The 9,529-nt window shown below is 47.9% G+C and carries 11 protein-coding genes and 2 pseudogenes; 4 read left to right on the forward strand and 9 right to left on the reverse strand.

What is annotated here, in order from left to right; translation table 11 throughout:
- From CRG49_RS14010 to CRG49_RS11010, 5 genes are all read right to left on the reverse strand, one after another.
- Window positions 1–171, reverse strand: a 171-nt coding sequence (locus CRG49_RS14010) for a helix-turn-helix domain-containing protein (protein ID WP_157807890.1), incomplete at its 3' end; no start/stop codon positions are given.
- Between the two features lie 131 nt (window positions 172–302).
- Entirely contained in the window at window positions 303–710 is a 408-nt protein-coding gene (locus CRG49_RS10995; RefSeq protein WP_095502180.1) for an OsmC family protein, read from the reverse strand.
- Between the two features lie 108 nt (window positions 711–818).
- On the reverse strand, window positions 819–2,075 hold the full coding sequence (gene dcm, locus CRG49_RS11000; RefSeq protein ID WP_095502189.1) for a DNA (cytosine-5-)-methyltransferase: 1,257 nt from the start codon (window positions 2,073–2,075) through the stop codon (window positions 819–821).
- A gap of 74 nt (window positions 2,076–2,149) precedes the next feature.
- Window positions 2,150–2,878, reverse strand: coding sequence for a PmeII family type II restriction endonuclease (locus tag CRG49_RS11005; protein ID WP_095502181.1), 729 nt, complete (start codon window positions 2,876–2,878; stop codon window positions 2,150–2,152).
- A gap of 81 nt (window positions 2,879–2,959) precedes the next feature.
- Window positions 2,960–5,161, reverse strand: coding sequence for a UvrD-helicase domain-containing protein (locus CRG49_RS11010; RefSeq protein ID WP_095502182.1), 2,202 nt, complete (start codon window positions 5,159–5,161; stop codon window positions 2,960–2,962).
- Window positions 5,162–5,345: 184 nt separating this feature from the next.
- On the opposite strand from CRG49_RS11010, the gene CRG49_RS11015 reads away from it, so the two are divergent.
- From CRG49_RS11015 to CRG49_RS11020, 3 genes and pseudogenes are all read left to right on the forward strand, one after another.
- Complete coding sequence (locus tag CRG49_RS11015; protein ID WP_095502183.1) at window positions 5,346–5,534, forward strand: hypothetical protein; 189 nt, start codon at window positions 5,346–5,348, stop codon at window positions 5,532–5,534.
- A pseudogene (locus CRG49_RS14015) lies at window positions 5,524–5,571 on the forward strand (hypothetical protein); the annotation flags it as partial. The gene CRG49_RS11015 and the pseudogene CRG49_RS14015, both read left to right, overlap by 11 nt.
- A gap of 37 nt (window positions 5,572–5,608) precedes the next feature.
- Window positions 5,609–5,797, forward strand: a complete 189-nt coding sequence (locus CRG49_RS11020; RefSeq protein ID WP_157798096.1) for a type II toxin-antitoxin system RelE/ParE family toxin — start codon at window positions 5,609–5,611, stop codon at window positions 5,795–5,797.
- A 59-nt stretch (window positions 5,798–5,856) separates the two neighbouring features.
- On the opposite strand, the gene gap is transcribed toward CRG49_RS11020, so the two are convergent.
- The 3 genes from gap to CRG49_RS11035 all read right to left on the reverse strand — a co-directional run bounded on the left by gap (window position 5,857) and on the right by CRG49_RS11035 (window position 8,535).
- Entirely contained in the window at window positions 5,857–6,888 is a 1,032-nt protein-coding gene (gene gap, locus CRG49_RS11025; RefSeq protein ID WP_095502185.1) for a type I glyceraldehyde-3-phosphate dehydrogenase, read from the reverse strand.
- A 366-nt stretch (window positions 6,889–7,254) separates the two neighbouring features.
- Entirely contained in the window at window positions 7,255–7,584 is a 330-nt protein-coding gene (locus tag CRG49_RS11030; protein WP_095502186.1) for a hypothetical protein, read from the reverse strand.
- Window positions 7,585–7,647: 63 nt separating this feature from the next.
- On the reverse strand, window positions 7,648–8,535 hold the full coding sequence (locus CRG49_RS11035) for an RnfABCDGE type electron transport complex subunit B (RefSeq protein WP_095502187.1): 888 nt from the start codon (window positions 8,533–8,535) through the stop codon (window positions 7,648–7,650).
- A gap of 126 nt (window positions 8,536–8,661) precedes the next feature.
- Here CRG49_RS11035 and CRG49_RS11040 point away from each other — a divergent pair, with 126 nt between their 5' ends.
- Window positions 8,662–9,126: a YchJ family protein gene (locus CRG49_RS11040; RefSeq protein WP_095502188.1), complete on the forward strand. Its 465-nt coding sequence runs from the start codon at window positions 8,662–8,664 to the stop codon at window positions 9,124–9,126.
- 41 nt (window positions 9,127–9,167) lie between these two features.
- Here CRG49_RS11040 and CRG49_RS11045 read toward each other — a convergent pair.
- Window positions 9,168–9,416, reverse strand: a pseudogene (locus CRG49_RS11045) (type II toxin-antitoxin system RelE/ParE family toxin); the annotation flags it as partial.
- Window positions 9,417–9,529: the final 113 nt, after the last annotated feature.

The raw sequence follows: 9,529 nt of genomic DNA on the forward strand, positions 1-9,529 counted from the left end.
CTGTTGTGCTTTTCGGTAACAGTAGGTTCCGTTGACGGAATGCCGTCTGATTTCCCGACTGACGGTGGCGGGATGACAACCGATGTTCTGTGCGATTTGGTTTAGGGGTAGGTTGCGGTAATGTCTGGAAATGTAGTATCTTTGGTGTGAGGTCAGTTGTGTGTAGGTCATATTGCAATCTTTCTTGTCAGGAAAGGCAGTATACTACCGCATACTGGCCTTTTCTGTTATTGGAAATTGCACTTGTTAGGCGAATGTAAGGGCCTTTTTATTTTTTCAAGCAAGCCAGTGCAGCAAAGCCATCAAACATAATGAAAATTAAACACCTGCACCAAATCTGCGCTCAAACTTTTCGCTATCGGACAAGTATGCGCCGCCGCTTCTAAAACCGCGCGGCTGCGTTCGTCTAGACCTGCGCTCAAATAAAAATCAACTGTCACCTTCGCCACACGACGCGGATTGGCCGCCATTTCCTTAGCCACTTCCGCACGCGCACCGGCCAAGTCCACGCCCAAATCATCGGCTTTCATGCCCATAATCGTCAGCGCACACGCAGCCAGCGAAGTGGCCAGCAAATCCGTCGGCGAAAACGCTTCGCCTTTACCGTTGTTGTCGGTCGGCGCATCGGTAGAAATCGTGTCGCCGCTTTGCAGGTGGGTTAAATCGTTATGCAGGTTGCCGGTGTAGCGGACGGTGGAGATGTGGGACATGGTGGGGCTCCTTTTGGCTGATTAAGTAAGGTTTAAAGATTAAAGCAAGACAGGCCGTCTGAAAATACAATATTTAAATATTTAAAAAGTGTTTCAGACGGCCTTTACTTATGCTGCTTCTGCTTCAATGGTGGTTTCAATATCATTTAATAAACGGATTAATGCTTTGCCGACTGCCAATGCTAAATTGACAGGGACAGCATTGCCGATCTGTTTGTATTGTGCAGTTAATGAGCCTTCAAATTGCCATTCATCGGGAAAAGTTTGAATACGAGCATACTCCCTTACGGTTAGAGGGCGAGTTTCTTCAGGATGGCAACGTTCTGTCTGCTTTTGTGCTGGTGCGCAGGTCAAAGTCAGGCTCGGTTCATCCCAAGCTAGTCGGCGAGCCATACCTGTTTTTCCTCCACCTAAAAAATAACTTTTTTGCATGTATTCACGCTGCAAATCATCAGGTAAATCTTTCCAATAACCGCCTGCAGGAACATGAGTCATAATTTCAGCTTTGCGTTTCGGATATTTTTGCCCCTCAGATTGAGGAACATCTGCGGTGTATAGTTCACCTGATTTAAACGCATCTTCCAAAGTCATAATCCGATGATAAGGTGAAGGCCAATGGAAGTTGACTTTTTTAGCTAAGTCTTTGCGGATGCCGATTAAAAACAAGCGTTCACGCTTTTGCGGTACTTTATAAAACACGGCTTTTAAAACTCTTGGCGGAACTAAATAATAGCCAAGCTCTTCAATGATACTGCTAATGGTCGCCAGCGTTTTACCGTCGTCATGAGCTAATAAACCCCGCACGTTTTCTGCTAAGAATACTTTGGGATTGGTTTCTTTAACCGCGCGTGCAAATTCAAAAAACAGCGTACCGCGCGTATCTTCAAAGCCTAATTTCTTACCTGCATAAGAAAAGGCTTGGCAAGGGAAACCACCTGAAAGAATATCGATTTGATTATAATAAGGGGTAAAATCCACCTTAGAAATATCTCCTTCTACTACATTCCATTCTGGGCGGTTTTTTCGAAGTGTCTTACAGGCGGCAGCATCCAATTCGTTTAATAAAACTGAATCAAAGCCTGCTTTTTCCATACCTACTGCTAAACCACCTGCACCTGCAAACAATTCAAGCAATTTATATCGGCGTAGTGGTTGGGTTTGAATTTCTTCATCCCAGTTACTGTTGAATAAAATCCGCGCTTCTTCAAAATGTTCTAATTGTTCTTTGGTATAAAGGCGGTAATTGTTGTCATACTGGCGTTGTGGAACAAGCGTTCCATTTTTATCCCAACGACGCAAAGTTTCTTTAGATACGCTGAGAATATCAGCAACTTGGGCAATGGTATATAAATCGGGGCTCTTCATAAAAAAATCAGGCAAACATTAGTCATGGTTATTCATGACGATAATGTAGCCTGATTTTTAGATAGCGTCAAACCTTATTCATGGTTACTTAATTTCTGGATTTCTTCTGTCTGCGCCAAAGTATAGATTACACGTTCAAAGTCTTTACTGAAGTCGGCTTCAATGGCAACTGAACCAATGGCCGCAATGAGTTCGTTGTAAAAATCCTCATCTCCGGTTAAGCGTAACCAAAATTCTTGCCCGATAATGACTTCATAGTCATATTGAGACGTGATACGTTTGTAGCGACTGCTTAAATTTTGTGGTTCGCCATATAAAACTCCGACAATCATGTCGTCGTTTGGAATACGCAAATTATTCGTTCGAGATAAATTGCGGACACTTCTAAAATGATTGGCAATGGTCTCAACATCATCCTTATTAATGGTGTTTGGCCCCGCTTTTAATTGACAGTATTTCTTCCTGCCGTCGAGCTGGTCGATAAACTCAATATCCATGCCGCTGGCTGTGCTGCCGACCGCATCTTGAATCACACTCATAAAACTCTGCATATTTTGACCAAAAGATGTATTAATGGATGTTCCCAATACACGCGGGAAAAGCAGAGCCTTAGCGATACTTTCAGGTTTGGAGTTACCGGTTAGAAAATTGGCAAGATAAACCGTTAAAAACGGATTGATATTGAATTCTGCTGGGTCAATCAGCTTTTCGGTATTTTTGATATGGTTTTGTGCTACACATTCTTTAAACCACGTTTTCGCTGTTGCTAGAATGGCTTGTTTTTGTTCTGTACTAAAAGCCATAAATTTCTCCTAAAAAATGATGATGTATTTTAGCTTAGATTTACGCTGTCTGAAAATTTTCAGACGGCCTTTCCATTTCAATCAAACCACTTCCAACTTCGCAAACTTCGTATCCAATTCCTTCACGCCTTCTTTGCCAAAGTTAATCGTCAGCCGCGCTGATTCGCCTTTATCGACGGCATCGATAATCACGCCGGTGCCGAATTTGGCGTGGCGTACGTTTTGGCCGATTCGGAAACCGGCGTATTCCTGCGGCAGTTTGTAGTCTTCGACGATTTTGTTACTGCGCGTGCGCGGGGCATCGGTGAAGCTGTTGAAGCTTTGTTTTTTGGCCGACAGGTAATGCAATACTTCGGGCGGGATTTCTTCGACGAAGCGGGACACGATGCCGAATTGGGTTTGGCCGTGCAGCATGCGTTGTTGCGCCATGGTGATGTAGAGGCGTTTGCGTGCACGGGTGATGGCGACGTACATCAGGCGGCGTTCTTCTTCGAGGCCGCCGCGTTCGGCGAGGCTGAGTTCGCTCGGGAAGCGGCCTTCTTCCATGCCGGTGAGGAAAACGGCGTTGAATTCCAAGCCTTTGGCGGCGTGGACGGTCATCAGTTGAATCGCGTCTTCACCTTTGCCGGCTTGGTTTTCGCCTGATTCCAGCGCGGCGTTGCTGAGGAACGCCAATACCGGAAAGGCAGGGTGTTCGGCAGCGTTTTCCGGCAGGATTTCAAAATTGCTTTCTTCCGGTTTGAACGCGACGGCGGCGTTGACCAATTCGTCTAAGTTGTCCAATCGGTCTTGGTGATCGCCTTTTTGTGTTTTGTAGAATTCGACCAAGCCGCTGTCTTGAATTACGCTGACCATGATTTCGGCCAGCGACAATTGGCCGATTTGGTTGCGCAGGTTTTCAATCAGTTGGACGAAGGCGGCGATTTTGGTGGCTTTGGCACCGGCATTGCAGGCGGCCTGCCACAGGGAAATGCCTTGTTCGCTTGAGGCCGTCTGAAGATTTTCAATCGTGCGCGCGCCAATGCCGCGGGTGGGCACGTTAATCACGCGCAACAGGGCGTTGTCGTCATCGGGGTTGACCGCCAAGCGCAGGTAAGCCAGCGCGTGTTTGATTTCTTGGCGCTCGTAAAAGCGCAGGCCGCCGTAGATTTTATACGGCACGCCGCTGCGGAACAGGGCTTGTTCGATAACGCGTGATTGGGCGTTGCTGCGGTAGAGCACGGCCATTTCCGACAGCGGCCAGCCTTCGCGTTGCAGTGATTTGGCTTCGTCGATGATGAACTGCGCTTCTTCAAAATCACTGGGCGCGGAAAGGTAGCGGATTTTGTCGCCCGACTCGGCATCGGTGCGCAGGTTTTTGCCCAAACGCTCGTCGTTGTTTTCAATCACGGCATTGGCGGCGGCAAGGATGTTGCCTACCGAGCGGTAGTTTTGCTCAAGTTTAATCGGCGCTTCGATGGCAAACTCTTTCATCAGCGCGGTCATGTTACCGACATTCGCACCACGGAAGCGGTAAATGCTTTGGTCATCGTCGCCCACGGCAAACACCGCCGCCTGATTGCCCGCCATCAGCTTGAGCCACGCATATTGCAGCTTGTTGGTATCTTGAAATTCGTCCACCAAAATATGATTAAAACGGTTTTGATAATGCACGCGCAGCATTTCGTTGCTTTTGAGCATTTCATAGCTGCGCAACATGAGTTCGGCAAAATCGACCACGCCTTCACGTTGGCAAATGCGGTCGTATTCGGCATAGCATTCAATCATGCGCTGGGTGTGAGGATCGGGTGCCTGCAGGGCAGAGGCGCGCAGGCCGTTTTCCTTTTGCGCGTTGATAAAGCCTTGTAAGCTGCGCGGCGCAATGATTTCTTCGGCGATGTTGAGCTGCTTCAACATGCGTTTGATTAAGGCCAATTGGTCGCTGCTGTCGAGAATCTGAAAAGTGGCCGGCAGGTTGGCATCGCGATGGTGCAGGCGCAAAAAGCGGTGGCACAAACCATGAAATGTGCCCAGCCACATCGCGCGCACGTTCACCGGAATCATCGCCCCCAAGCGCGTCTGCATTTCTTTGGCGGCTTTGTTGGTAAACGTCACCGCCATAATGCTGTGCACACTGGCCTGACCGCTTTGCAACAGCCACGCAATGCGCGTCGTCAGCACACGCGTTTTGCCGCTGCCCGCACCGGCCAATACCAAAGCCGATTGCGGCGGCCAAGTCACCGCGGCAAGCTGCTCGGGATTCAAGCCGGTTAACAAAGAAGAAGGGGATTCGCTGGGAAACATGATGAGGCCGTCTGAAAAAGATTTTGGAATGCAGTATTTTAATATAAAACGATGAAGAAGGCCGTCTGAAAACGTGTTTGCAAGTGTGTTTTAATCTTCAGACGACCTGATGGTGTCTCTGCCTTGGATTGACAAATATGATAAAACAGGCACGATAGAACTCAGATTTTTCAGGAGAAAACAGATGAAAAAGCTTGATCCGATTCTGTCTCAATTCGATACTCAGCAGCAGGCCGATGATTATCATGCGTGGCTTTCCGATAAGGTGGAAAAAGGCTTGAGCAGTGAAACGTGGCATGAGCAGGAAGATGTGTTGGCACGCGCTGCGCAACGGCGTGCAGAATTGATGGCGATTCTGAAAAATGCAGGTTAAATGGTCGCAACAGGCGGAAGATGATTTAGACCAAATCGTCCGCTATATTTTTGAATTCAATCCGGTGGCCGCGTTTGAGCTGGAAGAGCAAATTTTCCAACACCACGCGCACCCTTGCACAATTTCCCGATTCCGGCCGCTTGGGGCAGGTGTTTGGTACGAGAGAATGGGTGGTGCATCCAAATTATATGATTGTGTATAAAATCACCGAAACCGCCGTTTTGATTGCTGCGATGGTGCATACCAAACAACGTTATCCATAAAAAATGCCGTCTGAAAAATCTTTTCAGACGGCATTTTTAATCAATCAAGCAAAACTCAATTATTCAAAGTCTTTCACTTCCAAATCAAACATACGCATAGCGGTGCGCAGCATTTGGCAGCTGAAGCCCCATTCGTTGTCGTACCAAGCGAATACTTTCACCATGCTGCCGTCAACGACTTTGGTCAGGGTGGCGTCGAAGTTGCTGCCTTGGGTGGTGTGGTTGAAGTCCATCGATACCAGTGGCAGGGTGTTATAGCCCAAAACGCCTTTCAGACGGCCTTGTTCCGAAGCGGCTTTCATCAATTCGTTGATTTCTTCCACGCTGGTTTCGCGGCCGGCTTGGAAGCTTAAGTCAACCAAGGAAACGTTAACGGTCGGCACGCGTATGGCCAAGCCGTCGAGTTTGCCTTTCAGGTCAGGCAATACCAAGCCCACGGCTTTGGCGGCGCCGGTTTTGGTTGGAATCATGTTTTCCACACCGCTGCGGGCGCGACGCAAGTCTTTGTGGCGCACGTCGGTAACGGTTTGGTCGTTGGTTAAGGCGTGGATGGTGGTCATCGCGCCTTTCACAATGCCAATGCTTTCGTTCAACACTTTGGCCACAGGTGCCAAGCAGTTGGTGGTGCAAGACGCGTTGGAAACGACGGTCATGTCGGCAGTCAATACATCATCGTTCACGCCGTAAACCACAGTGGCATCGACATCGGCTTCACCCGGTGCGGAAATCAATACTTTTTTCGCGCCGCTTTCCAAGTGGATATTGGCTTTGGATTTGCTGGTGAACGCGCCGGTGCATTCCATCACTAAATCCACACCCAAGTCTTTCCAAGGCAGCTCGGCCGGATTGCGGGTGGAGAAGTAAGGAATTTTGTGGCCGTTGATAATCAAATGGGTGGCATCGTGATCGACATCGGCGTTGAAGCGGCCGTGTACGGTATCGAATTTGGTCAGGTGGGCGTTGGTTTCCAAGCTACCGCTGGCGTTGACGGCGACGATTTCGAGCTGGTCTTGCAGATTGTAATCGTAGATGGCGCGTAATACTTGACGGCCGATGCGGCCATAACCGTTGATGGCGACTTTAATGCCCATAATTTGTCCTCTTTGTTGGGTGTCTGGGTTGGTGGGAAATGGTTGGGCAGGATTATAGCAGAATTTGTAGTGATATGTAATTAATATTTTATTGATTTTTGCGTAAATGAAACACTTTGATTGTTGACACTTAGTAAGCAGATTCTAAAATTTTATGGTGTAAATTGAATATTTAACGCGGAATATGCTTTTATTTTAGAATTAGCGCGACGATATTTTAAAAATATTAGCTTGAGACTGAAGATAGTGAATGTGAATGATGCTGTATGTTTATTTTAAAATGATTTTTAAGGGCAATAATCACTACATTGAAGAACAAAAGGCCGTCTGAAAGAGATTAATTACGTTCAGACGGCCTTTGAATATTTAACTGCGGCGCAATAAAGCGGCAATCACGCTTTGGTTGTTTAAGGTGCGTTGAAACATGGCTTTGAGCGGCATCACGTCTTTATTGGCAACGACCAGCACCATGCGCCCGCTGTCGGGGTTGCGCCAAGTATCAAACCATAAACCGCAGGCGTGTGCGGCCATTTGTACGACATGGACGGTAAATTTCGGCTCGAGTGCGCGTTGGAACAAAGCAGGATTGCGGATGAAATAATCGCTTAAGCGGTTTTTCGATAAGGCATAATCGGCGCGATCGCGGTCGATGGGGTAAACAGGCAGGGGAAGTTGGTTGACAAGGTTTGGGCGCATGGTGGGCTTCTTTCTTAAATCAATAAAGGCCGTCTGAAAACACAGTTTCAGACGGCCTAAGCATTAAGATTGCTGCGCGCGCATTTGTTTGGCTTTGCGTTTGGCGGATTTTTTTGCTTCCTGTTCGGCTTTGTATTGGCGCAAATAAACCAATGCGGCGGCTTTTTCTTCTTCGTTGCCGTATTTCATGTCGCGTTGGGCGCGGCGCAATACGGCGCGTTGTTTGGCTTCTTCGACTTGTTTGGCTTTGAAGTCTTCGTGGTTGTGGGCGGTGGCCAGTTGGGTTTGCTGCTCTTGCGCTCTGGCCATGGCTTTGGCGATTAAATCCATCGGGTTAAACGCTGCTTTGGCAGCCGCTTCAACCGGTTGCGCCGCTTCGGCTGCGGCTTGTAGCTTGGCTTTGGTTGCGGCTTCGCGTTCGGCCAACTTGGCTTTGCGCTCGGCTGAATCGCGGGCTTTGCGCGCTTCGTGCCACTCAAAACGGCTTTTGGCGTGTTCCGCGGCGGCAAAGCGCGCATCGCTTTCGTGTTCGGCGCGTGCCAAGGGTAGAAAATCGGTTTCAATCGGCTGCATATAAATGCAATCGACCGGACACGGGGTGACACACAAGCCGCAGCCGGTGCATTCGTCTTTAATCACGGTGTGCATCAATTTGTGCGCGCCCATAATCGCATCCACGGGGCAGGCGCGGATGCAGGCGGTGCAGCCGATACAGACGGCCTCATCAATCCATGCCAAGGCTTTGGGCTGAATTTTGGCCGGTGCCAGCGGCGATTTGCCGAGTAGGTTGGCAATGTCGAGCATGACTGTTTCGCCGCCCGGTGCGCATAAATTCACCGGCGCATCGTTGTGGGCAAGGGCTTCGGCATATGGCAGGCAGCCTTCATAGCCGCACTCGCGGCATTGGGTTTGCGGCAACAAACGATTTAGACCTTGTGCTGTGGCAGTCATGGTGTTCAAATATCAAATACAAAATCGAAAGGCGGTATTTTAGCAGAAAATCAGCCTGAAAAGCTTCTACATATTGATTTTGTTATATAATTTGAGTCATTCTCATTTGAAAGCCCATATCCTGATATGCAGATTTGTCCGTGCCAATCGCAGCGCGCTTATGCCGATTGCTGCCAACCCTTTCATGCGCAACAAAAATTGCCCGTTACGGCCGAAGAGCTGATGCGCTCGCGCTACAGCGCTTATACGCTGCAAAATATTGATTATATTGTGCAAACGACTGTGCCGTCGCAGCAAAAATTATTGGATACCGCCGATATGCTGGCGTGGAGCCGCGAAACCGATTGGCAGGGTTTGGACGTGTTAAAGCATATCCCCAACATCGGTAAAAACCATGCGCAGGTCGAATTTATCGCGCATTTTCAGGGTGCAGGCGAAGCGCAGCATCACCATGAATTGTCGGCTTTTGTGAAGATTGACGGGCGCTGGTATTTCATCGACCCGACCGTGCCGCTGCCGACCATGAAACAGCCGTGTATTTGCGGTTCGGATAAAAAATTTAAGGCTTGCTGCGGGCAGTTGTTTAAATAGAACAAGGCCGTCTGAAACAATATCGTTCAGACGGCCTTGATTTAATTTAAATAAATGGTATCACGCCTGCCCACTTCAATCACGATAATCACCAATTCGTCATCAATCACTTCGTAAACCAAACGATAGCCAACAGCACGCAATTTGATTTTATACATGTTGCGATAGTCTGATCCATGTAGTTTATTTTTCGGAATTGTAGGGTTTTCTAGAATTTTTTTAAGCTTTTTCTTGAATTGTTCTTTAACGGTACGATCAAGTTTATCAAATTCCTGTTTGGCACTGGCTTTGAATTTTAATTTAGGGGCTTAGGAAGCAAAATCATCAAAAAACCTGATAAGCTCCTAATATGAAACTAAAAAATAAGTATCAAAAGTTCAGCAAAATTTCAGAGCAAAAGTTT

The sequence above is a fragment of the Neisseria sp. N95_16 genome, from assembly GCF_002551535.2.
In the GTDB taxonomy this organism is placed as follows: Bacteria; Pseudomonadota; Gammaproteobacteria; order Burkholderiales; family Neisseriaceae; genus Neisseria; species Neisseria brasiliensis.